Here is a 17,426-nt window from a genome sequence, read left to right as displayed (position 1 = left end):
CACAGGGTTTCCCGTTGCTCAGGCAATGGCGGGTATTGAGTGCCGGCGATGGTGTACGTCGAGCTGATCCTTGATGACCTTCAGCACCTTGGCCTCGTGTTCATGGATGAAGAAATGACCGCCAGCAAGCATATCCACGGAGAAACTGCCGAGGGTTTCCTTGCTCCAGCCGATCAATTGCTCGGTGGTCGCGCGGTCGGTCGTACCACCCAGCACATGCACCGGGCATTTGAGCAGCGGACGCTGGATCGGCTGAAAACGTCCGCACAACAGAAAGTCGGCACGCAGCACCGGCAGGGTCAGGCTCATCAATTCGGCATTGGCGAGAATTTCCTCGCTGGTGCCATTCAAGGTGCGTAACTGCTCGATCAGTTCGGCATCGCTCTTCGGTTCGGCAAAGCCGCGGTCATATTCACTGCGCAGCGTCGGCGCCGCCGTGCCGGAGGCGAACAGCGCAACCGGCTCCGGCAACCCCAGAGCGCGCAAGGCATGGGCCAGTTCGCAGGCCAGCAGCGCGCCGAGGCTGTGGCCGAAAATGGCATAAGGCGCACGCAGGGTCGTTTGCAGTTCGCTGGCCAACTGACGGGCCAGCGCCCGCATGTCGGTTTGCAGCGCTTCGCCAAAACGTGCGCCGCGACCCGGTAGCTCTACCGGCTGCAGCGTCAGCCACTGCGGCAATTTGCGGCGCCAGCGGCTGTAGACCATGGCACTGGCGCCCGAATAAGGAAGGCACAGCAATGTCAGCTGAGTCACCCGGCTTACCTCGAAAAGTTGTCTGTATAAAAGAACGAAGGCGGCCCTGCAGAAATTAGCCCGCGCGCGTCTATCCAGTCATTTCAAGTGGCGGAAACTCTGCACCGCCGAGCCCAGCACCACCGCCCCGGCGGCAATCGCCAGCCAGAAGCCGCTGCGGGCGCCGAACGCATCCACCAGTGCGCCGGAACCGGCGGCGCCGATGGCCACGCCGATGCTCAAACCGGTCACCAGCCAGGTCAGGCCTTCGGTGAGTTTGGCCGGCGGCACGATGCGCTCGATCAAAGCCATCGCCACGATCAGGGTCGGCGAGAAGAACAGCCCGGCGATGAACACCGCGACAGCCAACCCGAAAATGTTGTTCGCCAGCAACAACGGCAAAGTGGTCACCGCCGTCGCGATCCCGCCATACAGAAACAACCTGGACAACGGCAGTTTCGAGCGCATCGCGCCGAAGGCGATACCGGCCAGACAGGAACCGATGGCGTACACCGACAGCACGATGCTTGCCGCCGCCGGCTGGCCCTGCTGCTGGGCGAACGCGACGCTGACCACATCCACCACGCCGACGATCACGCCCATGGCAAGCATCAACGCCAGCAGCCACTGCACGTCGGTCGAACGAATGATCGAACCCTGATGCTGCGATTCGTGCGGATGCACCGGTGGCTCGGTGCTGCGCTGGGCCACAAACGCCGTCACACCAATCGCCAGCATCAACAACGCCGCCAGCGGCCCGGCCTCAGGGAACACGCCGACGCACAAGCCCACCGACAACGGCGGGCCGACGATGAAGCAGACTTCGTCGAGCACCGACTCCAGCGCATACGCGGTCTGCAATTGCGGCTGGCCGCGATAGATTTCGGTCCAGCGCGCCCGCGCCATCGCCGACATGCTCGGCATGCAACCGGCCAATGCGGCGCAGACAAACAGCGTCCAGGTCGGCGCCTGCAAACGGGTACACAATAGCAACATCAACAGCGCGCCCCCGCCGATCAGCGCCGCCACCGGCAGCACCCGCCCCTGGCCGAAACGGTCCACCAACCGTGACACCTGCGGCGCGCAAAACGCCGTGGCCAGCGCAAACGTCGCCGCCACCCCACCCGCCAGTGCGTAGCCGCCGGTCAATTGCGAGAGCATGGTGATGACGCCGATGCCGGTCATGGAAATCGGCATGCGCGCGATCATCGCGGCAATCACAAAAGCCCGGGCGCCGGGGGCGTTGAACAGTTCGCGGTAAGGGTTTGCCATCGGATGCAGCCTCATCAGGGGCGGCCAAGTTGCCACAAAGCCTGACGGGCGGGGAAGCGAGGAATTGTTGGTTGAGTGTGAAGTCCCTGTGGCGTGCAGGGCCAATCGCTGCAGCATAAAGCTGTCGATGATTTCATGTACGCGGATGAACTCTCGCCGCCGCCCATCAGTCAGCTAAGTAAGCCCTCAACCCAAGGCGCGACCCTGCATGCAGATTTCCCTCGCCCGCCAAGTGGCTCTTGTCACCGGCGCCAGTTCCGGCATCGGCCACGGTGCCGCCAAAGCCCTGGCTGACGCCGGTGCTGCCGTGGTCATCAACTACAACCGTCAGGCCGAGCCCGCCGAAGCATTGGCCCGGCAGATCGTCGCCGACGGTGGCCAGGCCATCGCCATCGGCGCCGACGTTTCGAAGGAGGAAGACGTTGAGCGGCTGTTCCAGCAGACCCTCGACGCCTTCGGCACACTGGACATTCTGGTGGCCAATTCCGGCCTGCAAAAAGACGCGGCGGCTGTGGATATGTCGCTGGCCGACTGGAACGCGGTGATCGGCGTCAATCTCACCGGCCAGTTCCTCTGCGCCCGTGCCGCGCTGCGGATCTTCAACCGCCAGGGCGTGCGCGAAGGCGTCTCCCGGGCTGCCGGCAAGATCATCCACATGAGTTCGGTGCACCAGCGCATTCCATGGGCCGGACACGTGAATTACGCAGCGTCCAAGGGCGGCGTCGATCAGTTGATGCAGACCCTGGCTCAGGAAGTCAGCCACCAGCGCATCCGCATCAACGGCATCGCACCGGGGGCGATTCGCACGGCCATCAATAAAGACGCCACCGAGGGCGACGCCGTGCAGGACCTGCTCAAACTCATCCCCTACGGTCGCATCGGCGATGTCGAGGACGTGGCCAACGCGGTGGTGTTTCTCGCCTCCGATGCCTCCGACTACATCGTCGGCACCACCCTGTTCATCGACGGCGGCATGAGCCTCTATCCGGAGTTCCGTGGCAATGGCTGAGCATCAATCCGAACAACAAAGCCCCATCGACGCCCACGGCATCATTGGCGACCTGCGCAGCGCCGCGCTGGTCAATGACAAGGGCAGCGTGGATTTCTTCTGCTGGCCGGCGTTCGACAGCCCGTCGATCTTCTGCTCGCTACTGGACACTCCCGACGCGGGGATTTTCCAGCTTGCCCCGGACCTGCCCGATGCCCGGCGCGAGCAGATCTACCTGCCGGACACCAACGTCCTGCAAACCCGCTGGCTCAGCGATCACGCCGTGGTGGAAATCACCGATCTGCTGCCGATTGGCGACAACGACGATGCCTTGCCGCTATTGATGCGCCGAGTTCGGGTGGTCAGCGGGCAGGCGACGTTTCACCTGCGCTGCGCGGTACGGCATGACTACGCCCGCGCTGAGACCCGCGCCGTCATCGATAAACAGGATGTGCTGTTCAGCGCCAGCGGGCAGCCGACACTGCGGCTGGCCTCGGATCAAGCCTTGAGCGTCGATCAGGAAGCAGCGGTCGGGCAATTCACCCTCAAACAGGATCAGACGGCGGCGTTCATGCTCGGCGCCAGCGACGATCCGCGCTTTGCCGAAGGCGCCGCGCAGCTGTGCATCGAGCGCACGCTGAAGTTCTGGCGCGACTGGATCGGCCAGTCCAACTATCGCGGTCGCTGGCGGGAAATGGTCAACCGTTCGGCCCTGGCCCTGAAGCTGCTGACCTCGCGCCAGCACGGCGCAATCCTCGCCGCCGCCACCTTCGGCCTGCCGGAAACACCCGGCGGAGAACGCAACTGGGACTATCGCTACACCTGGATCCGCGACGCCTCGTTCACCGTCTACGCCTTCATGCGCCTGGGGTTTGTCGACGAAGCCAACGCCTACATGCGCTGGCTGCGCGGGCGGGTCAGCGACTGCTGCGGCCAGTCATCGATGAAGCTGAACATCCTCTACGCCATCGACGGCCGCCAGGAACTGCCGGAAACCGAACTCACGCATTTGGCCGGACACGGCGGCGCGAAACCGGTGCGCATCGGCAATGGCGCCTACGACCAGATTCAACTGGATATCTTTGGCGAACTGATGGACGCCGTTTATCTGGTCAACAAGTACGGCGACGCGATTTCCCACGAAGGCTGGCAACACGTGATGGAAGTGGTCGACCAGGTCTGTGAAACCTGGCAGACCAAGGATGTGGGCATCTGGGAAATGCGCGGTGAGCAACATCACTTCCTGCACTCGCGACTGATGTGCTGGGTGGCGCTGGACCGGGCGATCCGCCTGGCTTCAAAACGATCGCTGCCGGCGCCGTTCGCCCGCTGGGACCAGACCCGTCAGGCGATCCATGCCGACATCTGGGACAACTTCTGGAACGAAGAGCGCGGACATTTCGTGCAATACCAGGGCGGTACAGCGCTGGATGGCTCGATGTTGCTGATGCCGTTGGTGCGCTTCGTCAGCGCCAAGGATCCGAAATGGCTGGCGACGCTGGAAGCCATCGAGAAACATCTGGTGCGCGACGGCATGGTTTATCGCTATCGCAACGACGATGCCGGCATCGACGGTTTGTCCGGCACTGAAGGCGCCTTCGCCGCGTGCTCGTTCTGGTACGTCGAATGCCTGGCCCGCGCCGGGCAAGTGGAAAAGGCCCACCTGGAATTCGAGCAACTGCTGCGCTACGCCAATCCGCTGGGGTTGTACGCCGAGGAATTCGACAACCGCGGCCGGCATCTGGGCAACACGCCCCAGGCGTTGACCCATCTGGCGCTGATCAGCGCGGCGAGTTTTCTCGATCGCAAGTTGAGTGGGGAGAAGAATTACTGGCAGCCGTAGTCATCCATCTTCGCCAGAGCCTGTAAGAAAGATCTCAACTCCAATCGCCGCTTGTAGGAAGGCTACCTACGAGCGGCAAACACCCCCGAGCCTTGTAGTTGAAGGGCTGGCCCACACAATCGATTCCTTTCGATACAACTTGTTGATGGCACGGCCTACAACAACCTGCCAACCCCGTGTAACGCTTGGCCCGCAACTCGCACTTACACCCCGAAATACCTTGTTGCCAGCTGTTACATCCCCCCCTACCATCCACTGCAACGGGCACAGCGGAGCTGTCCAATAAAAACCCGATTCAAGGAACCAGAATGAGCCAACGCATCCACCGCCAGATCGACACCCCACTGCGCACCGGCCTGAAGCGCGACGAACTGTGGGAAGCCGCCGACAAGGGCCTGATCAAATGCTGGGAAATCGGCCGCCAGCGCGCCACCCGCTTCCCCGACCTCGCCCAACGCTGCCGTGCCGATGAACTGCCGGTACTCGGCTGGAAAGGCGGGGTCAGTCGCAGCCTGAAGAAGAATGAAAAATACGGATCGCTGAAATACCTCGCCCAGTGGCAGGGTTTGCGTGGGGAAGATCTGGATATTGATCTGGGCGCCGAGCGGGTCATGACCTGCTCGCGGACTAAGATGGTGGTGACGTTTACCCCGGATCGCAGCAAGTATTTCAATCAGGTGGCGGAAGCCGAAGCTTAAGGAGAAGCGCAATGGTCGATCTGCATCAGGAGTTTCAGAACAGCAGTTTCTTTCATCAGGCCCGAATCGACCGTCGCTCCGTCGACGCGCTGGCTGGAATCGCCGCCGGGCTTGCAGCAGACGGCAAGATCAATCAGCAGGAAGCCGAATTCCTCAAGAACTGGATCGAAACTCACTTGATCCATTTGAGCGATCCAGTCGTCAACATCCTTTATAAGCGTCTCGCCGACATGCTGAGTGACGGCATTCTTGATGCAGAAGAGTCGGCCGAACTGCTGGAAATGCTTCACCAGTTCGCGGGTCTTCCAGTCGGCGCACAGCAACCTTTCGTTGCCTCAACCTCTCTTCCGCTCGACAACCCTGCTCCGGCATTGAGCTGTGCTGATCGTGTCTTTCTGTTCACTGGCGTCATGGCCTATGGTCCCCGCAAGGACTGTGAGGCGCTGATTGTCGAGCGCGGTGGGCTGATCGGCGGCTCGGTCAGCAAAAAGATTCATTATCTGGTGGTGGGCAGCATCGGTAATGATCAATGGCTTCACAGCAGCTACGGCACCAAGATCAAGAAAGCCGTTGAACTTCGCGACAGCGGCGTGCCGATTGCCATCATCAGCGAAGACCATTGGCAGAAGGTGTTATTCGGATAACGGGAGAGTGAGATGACCCAAGCCGTGATGCAGTTTTGCAAGACCGAAAGTCTGACCATCGCCTATGAGCATCACGGCCCGGAAAACGGCACGCCGGTCATTCTCCTCCACGGCTTCCCCTACTCCCCCCGCGCTTTCGACGAAATCGCCCCGCCCCTCGCGGCCAAGGGTTATCGGGTGATCGTGCCGTACCTGCGCGGTTATGGCCCCACCCGTTTCAACAGCCCGGACACGCTGCGCTCCGGCCAGCAAGCGGCGCTGGCGCAGGATCTGCTGGAGCTGATGGATGCGTTGGGTATCGAGCAAGCGACATTGTGTGGTTACGACTGGGGCGGTCGGGCGGCGTGCATTGTGGCGGCGTTATATCCCGAGCGCGTGCGCGGGTTGGTGACGGGCGATGGCTATAACCTGCAAGACATTCCGAATTCGATCCAGCCGCTGGATCCGCAGAGCGAGCATCGCTACTGGTATCAGTATTACTTCCACACGCCCCGTGGCGTTGAAGGGCTGACGCAGAATCGTCGGGAACTGTGCGAGCTGCTCTGGCAGTTGTGGTCACCGACCTGGACGCGAAACGCCGAGCGTTATCCGCTGAGCGCGCCGGCGTTCGACAACCCGGATTTTGTCGAGGTGGTGATTCACTCTTATCGCCATCGCTTCATGTATGCGCCGGGCGATCCGCGGCTGGAGTGGATGGAGCAGGCGCTGGAGAAACAACCGGCGATCGGCGTTCCGACGATTTCGCTGTGCGGTGCCGATGATGGCGTTGGCCCGGCGCCGACGGAGGATGAAGACGTCCATCACTTCACCGGGCCTTATGAACGGCGGGTGCTGGCGGGTGTCGGGCATAACATTCCCGAGGAAGCGCCGGGCGAGACGCTCAAGGCATTACTGGATCTGCTGCAGCACTGACCGAAAACCGCTCCCGATACGCCTGCGGCGTCACGCCCATGGCCCGCAGGAAGCTGCGGCGCAACGTCTCTTCACTGCCAAATCCACAATTCGCCGCGACCCGTTTGATCGGCAACCCGGTATCGCTCAACAAACGACGGGCGGTTTCGACGCGGATCAGTTCGATGGCGCGGGCCGGGGTCTGGCCGGTGTCGGCGCGGTAGTGGCGCACGAAGCTGCGTTCGCTCATGCCGGCCTGTTCGGCGAGGGTCGGGATGCCCAGGTCGCAGTTCAGGTGTTCGGCGATCCACGCGTGCAAATCGTCAAAGCGGTTGCCCTGTTTTTGCAGCGACAGCGTCACGCTGAATTGCGACTGCCCGCCCGGGCGCTTGAGGAACACCACCAGTTGCCGGGCGACGTCCAGGGCCATGTCGCGGCCGAGGTCGTCTTCGACCATGGCCAGCGCCAGGTCGATGCCGGCGGTGACGCCCGCCGAGGTCCAGACCGGGCCGTCGTTGATGAAGATCGGATTGGGCTCGACCTGCAATTGCGGGTGCTGCTGCGCCAGTTGTTCGCAACGGGTCCAGTGGGTGACGACCCGGCGACCGTCGAGCCAGCCGCTGGCGGCCAGCAGAAATGCACCGGTACACACCGAAGCCACGCGTCGGCATCCGTTCGCATGTTCACGCACCCAACTCACTAACTCGGCATCTTCAGCAGCGGCGTAAACGCCCCAGCCGCCGGCGATGATCAGGGTATCGCTGGCCTTTTCCGGCAACGACTCAGCGAACATCGCCAACCCGGCAGACGAGTTCACCGCCCCGCCGCCGCTGGCGATGACCGCTGGCGCGTAAGGCTCAGGCAAACCCTGCTGGCGGGCGATATCGTTGGCCGAGGCGAAGACCTGCAACGGCCCGGTGACATCGAGCAATTGCACATTGGCGAATGCGAGGACATGGATGGTTTTCGGCATTTGGCGTAATTCGTGGGCTGATTGGCGTATGCGCCAAAACCTACGCGCCTACAGTGAAGCCGTCCACCCCTTTTCACGGAGAAGAATCATGGCGTTGCAGATCGGTTTTCTGTTGTTTCCCCAGGTGCAGCAACTCGACCTGACCGGCCCGTACGACGTGCTGGCGTCGTTGCCGGACGTGCAAGTGCATCTGGTCTGGAAGGATCTGGTGCCGGTCACCGCCAGCACCGGGCTGGTGCTGAAACCGACCACCACCTTCGAGGATTGCCCGGCTCTGGACGTAATCTGCGTACCCGGCGGCGCAGGCGTCGGGCCGTTGATGGAGGATGAGCAGACGCTGGCCTTTATCAAGGCGCAAGCGGCGCAGGCGCGGTACGTGACGTCGGTGTGCACCGGTTCGCTGGTGCTCGGCGCGGCGGGTCTGTTGCAGGGTAAACGGGCGACCACGCATTGGGCTTATCACGATCTGCTGCCGACGCTGGGCGCGATCGCGGTGAAGGATCGGGTGGTGCGCGACGGCAATCTGTTTACCGGGGGCGGCATCACGGCCGGGATCGATTTTGCCCTGACCCTGGCGCAAGAGCTGGTCGGTGTCGATACGGCGCAACTGGTGCAGTTGCAGCTGGAATATGCACCGGCGCCGCCGTTTGATTCGGGCAGCCCAGAAACCGCACCGAGTGCTGTTGTTGAAGAAGCCCGCAAGCGTGCAGCGCCTTCGCTGAAACTGCGCACTGAAATCACCGAGCGCGCGGCGGCAAAATTGAACCTGCGCTGATCCCTCAGCCAAACACAAAGCCATGTGGGAGCGAGCCTGCTCGCGATGAAGGCATGTCAGTTAATTTTTGTGCAACTGACCCACCGCCATCGCGAGCAGGCTCGCTCCCACATGGGTTACTTGCCCTCCTTCACCACGGATTGGCGCTGTCCCTGATTTCCCCCACACCTTCACTTGTCCCCTAGCCCCCACACGTGTAGAAAGCCTGTCCACAAATCGTGCACAAGGACTTTCCATGATAGCTCTGCCATGGCTCTATCTCGGGCTTCTCAGCCTTGGTTACGGATTGGCGCTGAGTTTCGGCCAGCTCGGCTGGCTGGCGCTGATCTCCATTGCACTGCTGGTTTTCGCCGGTTATGCCGTGCGCCAGCAAACCGTGCCGGTCGGGCGTTATCTCGGCCATGGCCTGTTTATCGTGCTGGCCCTGGCGCTGGCCTTGCACTGGCTGCCGGGTTTCTACAACGGCCGGGCCATCGAGACGCAGCGCTTCACCGACAACGCCGTGCCGTTCTCGATGTACCTGAATCTCGACAAACCGCTGATTGGTTTCTGGCTGCTATTGGTCTGCCCGTGGATCGTCGCGCGACGTTCGTTGCGCCTGACGGTGTACGCCACCACACTGGCTTTGACGTTGAGCGTGATTCTGGCACTCGGTGGCGCGGTGTTGCTGGGCATGATCACCTGGGCGCCGAAGTGGCCGGATCAGGCGTGGCTGTGGGTGCTGAACAATCTGCTGCTGGTGACGCTGGTCGAAGAAGCGCTGTTTCGCGGCTATATACAGGGCGGCCTCAGCCGGCGTTTCAAACACCTGCCCTACGGCGAAAACCTCGCGCTGCTGCTGGCGTCCCTGCTGTTCGGCCTGGTGCATGTGGGCGCCGGCTGGCACTGGGTGTTGCTGGCGAGCCTGGCAGGTGTCGGCTATGGTCTGGCCTACCGTTTTGGCGGGCTCGGTGCGGCTATCGCCACACATTTTGGTCTGAACCTGCTGCATTTCGGCCTGTTCACATATCCGATGCTCGCGGGTTGAAGCAAGGTCGGTTTTGCGACGCCGTACATATAAATGAAAAAAAATTTCAATAAATGACCGATACCGCCGACAACCTTTCAAAGCCTTGCGGATTGAAAAACCATGCGTAACAACCAGCCCATTACACAACGCGAACGGACTTTCCCGGCTCAGCAACGGTTGATTTCCACAACCGACGCCAAAGGCGTGATCACCTACTGCAACGACGCTTTCGTCGAAATCAGCGGGTTCTCGCGTGAGGAACTGATCCGTGCGCCGCACAACCTGGTTCGTCACCCCGACGTGCCGGCGGCGGTGTTTTCGCACATGTGGGGCACACTGAAACAAGGCTTGCCATGGATGGGCATTGTCAAGAATCGCTGCAAGACCGGTGATCATTACTGGGTGAACGCCTATGTAACGCCGGTGTTCGATGGCAATCAGGTGGTCGGTTACGAGTCGGTGCGGGTCAAACCCACCGCCGAACAGATCCGCCGTGCCGAAGCGCTCTACCAACGCATCAACCAGGGCAAGTCGGCGATTCCTTCGAGCGACAAATGGCTGCCGATTGTGCAGGACTGGCTGCCGTTCATTCTGGTCAGCCAGCTGAGCTTCATGATCGGCGCCACCCTGAACTCGCAGTGGGGCTTCGCCCTCGCCGCCGGTCTGTCGGTGCCGCTGGGCCTGCTGGGCCTGCAATGGCAACAACGCGGGCTCAAGCGCCTGCTGCGTCTGGCCGAGCAGACCACCTCCGACCCGTTGATCGCGCAGATGTACACCGACAGCCGTGGCGCCCAGGCGCGTCTGGAAATGTCGATCCTCAGCCAGGAAGCGCGCCTGAAAACCTGCCTGACCCGTCTGCAGGACACCGCCGAGCACTTGACCGATCAGGCCAAGCAATCCGACGCCCTGGCGCACAACAGCTCCAGCGGTCTGGAACGTCAGCGCGTGGAAACCGAACAGGTCGCCACCGCCGTCAACCAGATGGCCGCCACCACGCAAGAAGTGGCGAGCCACGTCCAGCGCACCGCCGACGCCACCCAGGAAGCCAACCGCCTGACCGGCCGCGGCCGCGACATCGCCGGCGAAACCCGCGAAGCCATCCAGCGCCTGTCCGTAGTCGTGGGTGAAACCGGCCTGACCGTCACCCAACTGGCCAAGGACAGCGACGAAATCGGCGGCGTGGTCGACGTGATCAAAGGCATCGCCGACCAGACCAACCTGCTCGCACTCAACGCCGCGATTGAAGCCGCGCGTGCCGGAGAAATGGGCCGTGGTTTTGCCGTGGTCGCCGACGAAGTCCGCCAACTGGCACAACGCACCAGCGAATCCACCGGCCAGATCCACGCCCTGATCGCCAAGCTGCAACAGACTGCATCCAGCGCCGTACAAACCATGGAAGCCGGCCATCGCCAGGCAGAAGAAGGCGTGGCACGGGTTCTGGAAGCGGATCAGGCACTGGTCGGCATCAGCGAAGCGGTGGCCAACATCACCGACATGACCACCCAGATCGCCGCCGCGACCGAAGAGCAAAGTGCCGTGGCTGAAGAAATCAGCCGCAACATCAGCAACATCTCGGAACTGGCGGACCAGACCTCGGAACAGGCGCACAACTCGGCGTTGTTGAGTGAAGAGCTGACGAAGACGGCTAATACGCAGTATTCGTTGGTGGAGCGGTTTAACCGCTGATTGTTCTGGCAATAAAGAAACCCCGGACAGCGAAAGCTTCCGGGGTTTCTTTATTGCCAGTCTGAAATGGGCGTAGCCAGCACCGCCCTCTTCGTGGGCAAGCCCACTCCCGCAGGGTTTCGCATTGGCCACAAAATTTCGCAACACCACCACCCATTGTGGGAGCGGGCTTGCCCGCGAAGAGGCCATAACAGCGAGCGAATTACTGAGGCAATTTCAGCCTATCCAGCAGTCGATTCACCAACAGCTCGTTCAACATGATCAGCTGTTGCAGCGCCAGCAGCGGCTTGCGCTCCGGGCCTTTTACCGAGTTGGCGATATTGCCGGCCATGGCGTTGGCTGACGACAGTGATTCACTGGCTTCGACAAGCAGTGTTTCGTCATCGAGCGTGGGATCGACCATGTAGATGGGGCGGGACTTGGGCGGGAAGTACTTCGGGATTTCGGGGCCGAGGTAATAGTCGAGTGCGCGATCGGCAGCTTCTTTTGTCTTTTTGGACTCGAGCTCGGGGTCGTTGGAGGTTGGATCGGTTACTGGTGGGTTTGGTGTGGCTTTGAACATACGTGTAACTCCTATCGCAGACTTCAAGGAGCCATCACCCACGCTACCAAACGATGGGTGGCGGCCATACGCGGGTTGGTAGACCGGCTGCAATAGGAACCCGGCGCTCACGAATGAGCCCCACGCATGACCACCATAAAACAGAGCCCCCAAAAGGGACGGCATACGGTGTTGCCATACAGCTATTACAGACGGGCTACCAAACCCGATCACTGTTTTTCAGTGACAGGGAAACGATATAGCCCACCCCATAGCCGCGTAAGCCGGCGGATTCTGGCGTACGCGTAGGCAACGACGCAAGGTGTCGTAGCCCTTATGGCGTAACGGTTCGTGTACTTTAAACGTGGTCACGCGATCGTGTTTATTCGCTGGAAATGCTGGGATTGGGGGAGCTTTCAGTTTTTGTGGTGTGTCAGTGAAATCTCCCCCCTCACCCTAGCCCTCTCCCCGTGGGAGAGGGGACTGACCGTGGTGTTTGGGCGAGGTACGCCGACGTGGGATACCGAGTTGAACTCAGGTTTTTGAAAGCACCTCAATCTGCCTCTCACCTAAGGGAGAGGGACTGACCGAGGTGCGTGGGCGAGGGACGCCGACGTGGGATTCCGAGTTGAACTCAAGCTTGAAAGCACCCCATTCGGCTCCCTCTCCTTGGGGAGAGGGCTGGGGTGAGGGGTAGGCTCGACACTGAAACCAAACCGTTCGCCAAACCATTCAAAACGATGAGCGTTAGCTCGAGTACCGCTTTTGATCTTGATCCACGGGCGACGTCGGAAGGCTGAGTGGAGGGATTTATCCGGGGGTGGGAGCGCAGCGACCGTTTGGCGAAGCCAAACACATCGAGAGGAGGTGCAGCGAAGCAAACCGTAGGCGATGCCCCCCGGATGAATCCCGGAGCGAAGGGACCCCGAGCCCCAGCGAGCGGGCCGGACGCAGGAGCAAGCGTTTTTGGTTACTTTTTAGGCGTTTGTAAAAAGTGACCCGCCGTAAGGGCGGAACCCTAGGTGGCCGTTACCGCAGCAACGGATATGCACACAGATCGAAAAATGTGTCGCGTTCAAGATCGATCCCCCTCACCCCAGCCCTCTCCCCCAAGGGGGCGAGGGGGAAAGGGAGCCGATCTTCATCTGGTTCAGAATTTCGGTACCCCCTTGAGAAACACAGCTACTTTCTGTGCGGCGCTGGCCAAATGCTGTTCGTGGGTAAACCCGGAAACCTTCAATGGCTTGAGGTCATGATCGCCGGCCGCTAGCCAAGTCACCTCAATACTCGGTGACAAGGTGTAAGCCTCAACCGCCTCCCGATTCCCCAGAGCATCCCGCTCCCCCTGAACAATCAACGTCCGAGTCTGCAAAGAAGCCAAATGCTCAACCCGAGGCTTCTCCGGTTTCCCCACCGCATAAAACGGATAACCAAGGCAAACCAACGCATCAGCGCCAAGCTCATCGGCAAGCAAACTCGCCATCCGCCCCCCCATCGACTTCCCGCCAACCGCCAAAGTCCCAGCGACATGAAGTCGCACCAGGCCATACACCTCACGCCAGCACTCCAGCAACTTCGGCGCCGGATTCGGCGGACGTTTGCCGCCATCAACCCGCCGCTGCGCCATATAAGGAAACTCAAACCGCAACACGTTCACCCCCAGCCCGGCAAGGCGCCCAGCCACATCCGTCATCCACCCACTGTCCATCGGCGCCCCCGCACCATGGGCGAGAATGAGCGTCGCCGAAGCCTCCCCAACAGCGGCATCCCAAAGCCACCCACGATCCCGCAGGCACTGCGCCCATTGATCCCCGTCAATACTGGCCTTGTGCTGTTTGTCCATGCTTGCCTCGCTTTTAGTCTGCCTATAACTCCAGGCGAAGGACGCGCTGTTGGCGCTCACTTCGGCTGAACCGTGGATGGGGAACCATGAACACTTCTATCAGTACCGCCTACAACTACAAGGTGGTCCGCCAATTCGCCATTATGACGGTGGTGTGGGGCATCGTCGGCATGGGGCTCGGGGTTTTTCTCGCGGCTCAATTGGTCTGGCCCGAACTCAACTTCAACCTGCCGTGGACCAGCTTCGGACGCCTGCGCCCGCTGCACACCAACGCGGTGATCTTCGCGTTCGGCGGCTGTGCCTTGTTCGCCAGTTCGTTCTACTCGGTACAGCGCACCTGCCAGACGCAATTGTTTGCGCCGAAAATCGCCGCCTTCTGCTTCTGGGGCTGGCAGCTTGTGATTCTATCGGCGGCCATCAGCCTGCCACTGGGTTACACCAGTTCCAAGGAATACGCCGAGCTGGAATGGCCGATCGACATCCTGATCACCATCGTCTGGGTCGCCTACGCCATCGTGTTCTTCGGCACGATCATGCAGCGCAAGACCAAACACATTTATGTGGGCAACTGGTTCTTCGGCGCGTTCATCATCACCGTGGCGATCCTGCACATCGTCAACAATCTTGAGTTGCCGGTGAGTTTCACCAAATCCTACTCGGTGTACGCCGGTGCAACCGACGCGATGGTGCAATGGTGGTACGGCCACAACGCCGTAGGCTTTTTCCTCACCGCCGGTTTCCTCGGGATGATGTACTACTTCGTGCCGAAACAGGCCGAACGCCCGGTGTATTCGTATCGCCTGTCGATCGTGCACTTCTGGGCGCTGATCACCCTGTACATCTGGGCCGGTCCGCACCACTTGCACTACACCGCGCTGCCGGACTGGGCGCAGTCGCTGGGCATGGTGATGTCGCTGATTCTGCTGGCACCGAGCTGGGGCGGGATGATCAACGGCATGATGACCCTCTCGGGCGCCTGGCATAAGTTGCGCAGCGACCCGATCCTGCGCTTCCTGGTGGTGTCGCTGGCGTTCTACGGCATGTCGACCTTCGAAGGTCCGATGATGGCGATCAAAACCGTCAACGCCCTCTCCCACTACACCGACTGGACCATCGGCCACGTACACGCCGGCGCACTCGGCTGGGTGGCGATGATTTCCATCGGCGCGCTGTACCACATGATCCCGAAAGTCTTCGGCAAAGAGCAGATGCACAGCGTCGGCCTGATCAACGCGCACTTCTGGCTCGCGACCATCGGCACCGTTTTGTACATCGCGTCGATGTGGGTCAACGGCATCGCCCAGGGCCTGATGTGGCGTGCGGTGAACGAGGACGGCACGCTGACCTACTCCTTCGTCGAAACCCTGGTGGCCAGCCACCCGGGCTTCGTCGTGCGCCTGATCGGCGGGGCGATCTTCCTCAGCGGCATGTTCCTGATGGCTTACAACACCTGGCGCACCGTGCGGGCCTCGCAGCCTGCTGACGTCGTTGCTGCCGCGCAGATGGCCTGAGGAGTCCGCCATGAAACACGAAACGATTGAAAAGAACGTCGGCCTGCTGATGCTGCTGATGGTGTTCGCCGTGAGCATCGGCGGCCTGACCCAGATCGTCCCGCTGTTCTTCCAGGACGTGACCAACAAACCGGTGGAAGGCATGAAGCCCTACACCGCGCTGCAACTGGAAGGCCGCGACATCTATATCCGCGAAGGCTGCGTCGGTTGCCACTCGCAGATGATCCGGCCGTTCCGCGCCGAAACCGAACGCTACGGGCACTACTCGGTGGCCGGGGAAAGCGTGTGGGATCACCCGTTCCTGTGGGGCTCGAAACGTACCGGTCCGGACCTGGCCCGGGTTGGCGCGCGTTACTCGGATGACTGGCACCGTGCGCACTTGTACAACCCGCGCAACGTTGTACCGGAATCGAAGATGCCGGCCTACCCATGGCTGGTGACCCAACCGGTCGACAGCAGCCACACCGAAACCAAGCTCAAGACCATGCGCACCCTCGGCGTGCCGTACACCGATGACGACATCAGCGGCGCGGTGGCCAGCCTCAAGGGCAAGACTGAAATGGACGCCCTCGTCTCCTACCTGCAAGTGCTCGGCACTGCGATCAAGAGCAAGAGGTGAGCCATGGTCATTGAAATGAGCGCGGGGCTGATTCGCGGCCTCGGCACGGTCGTGGTGTTCGTGGCCTTCGTCGGCCTGAACCTGTGGGTGTTCAACCGCAAGCGCACGCCGGAATTCGCCGAAGCACGCCTGCTGCCGTTCGCCGACGAGCCGCAACCCGACACTACCCAAGTTAATGAAACAAGGAGTACCCGGCCATGACCACCTTCTGGAGTACGTGGATCTGCGTACTGACCATCGGCAGCCTGATCGGCCTGACCTGGCTGCTGGTCGGCACCCGTCGGGGCGAGACCAAGGGCAGCGTCGACCAGACCATGGGCCACAGCTTCGACGGCATCGAGGAGTACGACAACCCGCTGCCGCAGTGGTGGTTCATGCTGTTCGCCGGCACGCTGGTGTTTTCCGTGGGCTATCTGATCCTTTATCCGGGCCTGGGCAACTGGAAAGGCATCCTGCCCGGCTACGAGGACGGCTGGACCGGCGTTCACGAGTGGGAAAAGGAAATGAGCAAGGCTGACGCCAGGTTCGGGCCGATCTTCGCCAAATTCGCCGCGATGCCGGTGGAAGAAGTGGCGAAGGATCCGCAGGCGCTGAAAATGGGTGGCCGTCTGTTCGCCTCCAACTGCTCGGTGTGCCACGGCTCGGACGCCAAGGGTGCATTCGGCTTCCCTAACCTCGCCGACAAGGACTGGCGTTGGGGCGGCAGCGCCGACACCATCAAGACGACCATCATGGGTGGCCGGATGGCGGCGATGCCGGCGTGGGGTGAAGTGCTGGGCGAGATTGGCGTGAAAAACGTCGCCGCTTATGTGCGTCATGAACTGGCGGGGCTGCCACTGCCGGCGGATAACAAGGCTGATCTCCAAGCGGGTCAGCAGGCGTTCAGCACAACCTGCACCGCCTGTCACGGGGCAAACGGCCAGGGCACCGAAGCCATGGGCGCGCCGAACCTGACGCATCCGGCCGGTTTCATCTACGGCACCAGCCTGACCCAACTCGAGCAAACCATCCGCCATGGCCGTCAAGGCCATATGCCAGCTCAGAACGAGCTGCTGGGCAACGATAAAGTGCAATTACTGGCCGCTTATGTGTACAGCCTGAGCAATGGATTGAATACAGAAAAACTGATTAGTGAGGACAATAAAAAGTAATCATTGCGCACAAGACTGCCGCACGTTTCCAGTGCGGCAGTTTCCAGCCCCTTTGCGACGCATTGTCGCACCCCTTCACCCCCTCTCCTTTCGGTTACCCGGATTCGGGTCTACGCTTGCTCGATGCGGACTGGCCCGTGCCGGTTCCAGGTCGACCCTGAGCGAGGCGTTGAACGAATCGGCTGACTGACATGGCCGCAAAGGCCGGTAGATACCGGCTGTCGTGCCCATTACCGTCCGTCACCCGAAC

17 protein-coding genes are annotated in these 17,426 nt (G+C 61.3%); 12 read left to right on the top strand and 5 right to left on the bottom strand.

What is annotated here, in order from left to right; all coding sequences use genetic code 11:
- Nucleotides 1-18 precede the first annotated feature (18 nt).
- Together CAF76_RS10080 and CAF76_RS10075 are read right to left on the bottom strand one after the other, a co-directional pair.
- A complete protein-coding gene (locus CAF76_RS10080; RefSeq protein WP_085612877.1) occupies nucleotides 19-753 on the bottom strand; it encodes a thioesterase II family protein in 735 nt (244 codons plus the stop codon).
- A gap of 78 nt (nucleotides 754-831) precedes the next feature.
- Nucleotides 832-2,004, bottom strand: coding sequence for an MFS transporter (locus CAF76_RS10075; RefSeq protein ID WP_064594762.1), 1,173 nt, complete (start codon nucleotides 2,002-2,004; stop codon nucleotides 832-834).
- Nucleotides 2,005-2,212: 208 nt separating this feature from the next.
- On the opposite strand from CAF76_RS10075, the gene CAF76_RS10070 reads away from it, so the two are divergent.
- From CAF76_RS10070 to CAF76_RS10050, 5 genes are all read left to right on the top strand, one after another.
- Nucleotides 2,213-3,013, top strand: a complete 801-nt coding sequence (locus CAF76_RS10070) for a glucose 1-dehydrogenase (RefSeq protein ID WP_085649018.1) — start codon at nucleotides 2,213-2,215, stop codon at nucleotides 3,011-3,013.
- A complete protein-coding gene (locus tag CAF76_RS10065) occupies nucleotides 3,006-4,835 on the top strand; it encodes a glycoside hydrolase family 15 protein (protein ID WP_085649019.1) in 1,830 nt (609 codons plus the stop codon). The genes CAF76_RS10070 and CAF76_RS10065 overlap by 8 nt, the downstream gene beginning before the upstream one ends.
- Before the next feature lie 308 nt (nucleotides 4,836-5,143).
- Nucleotides 5,144-5,533, top strand: a complete 390-nt coding sequence (locus CAF76_RS10060) for a hypothetical protein (protein ID WP_085649020.1) — start codon at nucleotides 5,144-5,146, stop codon at nucleotides 5,531-5,533.
- Nucleotides 5,534-5,544: 11 nt separating this feature from the next.
- Nucleotides 5,545-6,177, top strand: coding sequence for a BRCT domain-containing protein (locus CAF76_RS10055; RefSeq protein WP_085649021.1), 633 nt, complete (start codon nucleotides 5,545-5,547; stop codon nucleotides 6,175-6,177).
- Nucleotides 6,178-6,189: 12 nt separating this feature from the next.
- Nucleotides 6,190-7,089: an alpha/beta fold hydrolase gene (locus CAF76_RS10050; RefSeq protein ID WP_085649022.1), complete on the top strand. Its 900-nt coding sequence runs from the start codon at nucleotides 6,190-6,192 to the stop codon at nucleotides 7,087-7,089.
- Here CAF76_RS10050 and CAF76_RS10045 read toward each other — a convergent pair.
- Nucleotides 7,058-8,041 carry a GlxA family transcriptional regulator gene (locus tag CAF76_RS10045; protein ID WP_085649023.1) on the bottom strand — a complete coding sequence of 328 codons (984 nt, stop codon included), beginning with the start codon at nucleotides 8,039-8,041 and terminating at the stop codon, nucleotides 7,058-7,060. The genes CAF76_RS10050 and CAF76_RS10045 overlap by 32 nt on opposite strands.
- A gap of 88 nt (nucleotides 8,042-8,129) precedes the next feature.
- On the opposite strand from CAF76_RS10045, the gene inhA reads away from it, so the two are divergent.
- The 3 genes from inhA to CAF76_RS10030 all read left to right on the top strand — a co-directional run bounded on the left by inhA (nucleotide 8,130) and on the right by CAF76_RS10030 (nucleotide 11,511).
- Nucleotides 8,130-8,816 carry an isonitrile hydratase gene (gene inhA, locus CAF76_RS10040; protein WP_085649024.1) on the top strand — a complete coding sequence of 229 codons (687 nt, stop codon included), beginning with the start codon at nucleotides 8,130-8,132 and terminating at the stop codon, nucleotides 8,814-8,816.
- Between the two features lie 235 nt (nucleotides 8,817-9,051).
- On the top strand, nucleotides 9,052-9,843 hold the full coding sequence (locus CAF76_RS10035) for a CPBP family intramembrane glutamic endopeptidase (protein ID WP_085649025.1): 792 nt from the start codon (nucleotides 9,052-9,054) through the stop codon (nucleotides 9,841-9,843).
- Nucleotides 9,844-9,945: 102 nt separating this feature from the next.
- Nucleotides 9,946-11,511 (top strand): PAS domain-containing methyl-accepting chemotaxis protein, encoded by a 1,566-nt coding sequence (locus CAF76_RS10030; RefSeq protein ID WP_064594745.1) that lies wholly within the window; start codon nucleotides 9,946-9,948, stop codon nucleotides 11,509-11,511.
- Nucleotides 11,512-11,713: 202 nt separating this feature from the next.
- Here the strand turns inward: CAF76_RS10030 and CAF76_RS10025 are convergent, their stop codons facing one another.
- Both CAF76_RS10025 and CAF76_RS10020 read right to left on the bottom strand, forming a co-directional pair.
- Nucleotides 11,714-12,073 (bottom strand): DUF6124 family protein, encoded by a 360-nt coding sequence (locus tag CAF76_RS10025; protein ID WP_085649026.1) that lies wholly within the window; start codon nucleotides 12,071-12,073, stop codon nucleotides 11,714-11,716.
- Between the two features lie 1,129 nt (nucleotides 12,074-13,202).
- Nucleotides 13,203-13,895, bottom strand: coding sequence for an alpha/beta family hydrolase (locus CAF76_RS10020; RefSeq protein ID WP_085649027.1), 693 nt, complete (start codon nucleotides 13,893-13,895; stop codon nucleotides 13,203-13,205).
- A gap of 86 nt (nucleotides 13,896-13,981) precedes the next feature.
- Between CAF76_RS10020 and ccoN the strand changes: the two genes are divergently transcribed.
- Genes ccoN through ccoP form a run of 4 tightly spaced genes read left to right on the top strand, consistent with a single transcriptional unit; the run spans nucleotide 13,982 to nucleotide 17,176 of the window.
- Nucleotides 13,982-15,406 carry a cytochrome-c oxidase, cbb3-type subunit I gene (gene ccoN, locus CAF76_RS10015; RefSeq protein WP_085649028.1) on the top strand — a complete coding sequence of 475 codons (1,425 nt, stop codon included), beginning with the start codon at nucleotides 13,982-13,984 and terminating at the stop codon, nucleotides 15,404-15,406.
- Between the two features lie 10 nt (nucleotides 15,407-15,416).
- On the top strand, nucleotides 15,417-16,025 hold the full coding sequence (gene ccoO / locus CAF76_RS10010; RefSeq protein WP_039770055.1) for a cytochrome-c oxidase, cbb3-type subunit II: 609 nt from the start codon (nucleotides 15,417-15,419) through the stop codon (nucleotides 16,023-16,025).
- 3 nt (nucleotides 16,026-16,028) lie between these two features.
- The gene (locus CAF76_RS10005) at nucleotides 16,029-16,226 is read left to right on the top strand and encodes a cbb3-type cytochrome c oxidase subunit 3 (protein WP_085649029.1); all 198 of its coding nucleotides are present in this window, start codon (nucleotides 16,029-16,031) and stop codon (nucleotides 16,224-16,226) included.
- Nucleotides 16,223-17,176 carry a cytochrome-c oxidase, cbb3-type subunit III gene (gene ccoP / locus CAF76_RS10000; RefSeq protein ID WP_085649030.1) on the top strand — a complete coding sequence of 318 codons (954 nt, stop codon included), beginning with the start codon at nucleotides 16,223-16,225 and terminating at the stop codon, nucleotides 17,174-17,176. The genes CAF76_RS10005 and ccoP overlap by 4 nt, the downstream gene beginning before the upstream one ends.
- The last annotated feature ends 250 nt before the right edge of the window (nucleotides 17,177-17,426 follow it).

It is taken from the genome of Pseudomonas sp. B40(2017) (genome assembly GCF_002112855.1).
Classification (GTDB): domain Bacteria; phylum Pseudomonadota; class Gammaproteobacteria; order Pseudomonadales; family Pseudomonadaceae; genus Aquipseudomonas; species Aquipseudomonas pharyngis.
The sequence above is the reverse complement of the archived record's forward strand: the minus strand, read 5'-3'. Positions and strand labels throughout refer to the sequence as shown.